The 333-nt window shown below is 38.4% G+C and carries 1 protein-coding gene; it reads left to right on the top strand.

Translation table 11 applies throughout. The features are described from left to right. Positions 1–25: 25 nt before the first annotated feature. On the top strand, positions 26–333 hold a 308-nt coding region (locus H4O21_RS28700), incomplete at its 3' end, for a BNR-4 repeat-containing protein (protein ID WP_255487460.1).

Genomic DNA, 333 nt, shown 5'->3' with positions numbered 1-333 from the left:
GAAATCCGGAGAGGACTATGAACGCATGACTTATCCCATGATTCATAGAGCTGATGATGGAAGTTTAATTGCTAGATATAGACAAGGCGGCTCTGGTAATGGCGATATACTTTTAGCACATTATGATGGTAGTGTTTGGAGTGATAATTGGTTGTTTCATGAAGGTACGCTTGCGTTACCTAATAGAAACAATATGTATGGAGGTGAGCGCTTTTTAAACGGTAAGTTTTATTCTGGTTTTTCCATACGGTACTCTACTAATAATAATACGGATACAAGTAACGGCTACATGCTAAATAGTGGGCTATATTATGCCCATACTAACGACATTCC

The organism is Oceanospirillum sediminis, assembly GCF_014164585.1.
GTDB classification, from domain to species: domain Bacteria; phylum Pseudomonadota; class Gammaproteobacteria; order Pseudomonadales; family Halomonadaceae; genus Oceanospirillum; species Oceanospirillum sediminis.
Note: the sequence above shows the minus strand (reverse complement) of the source record. Positions and strands in the feature narration are given on the sequence as shown.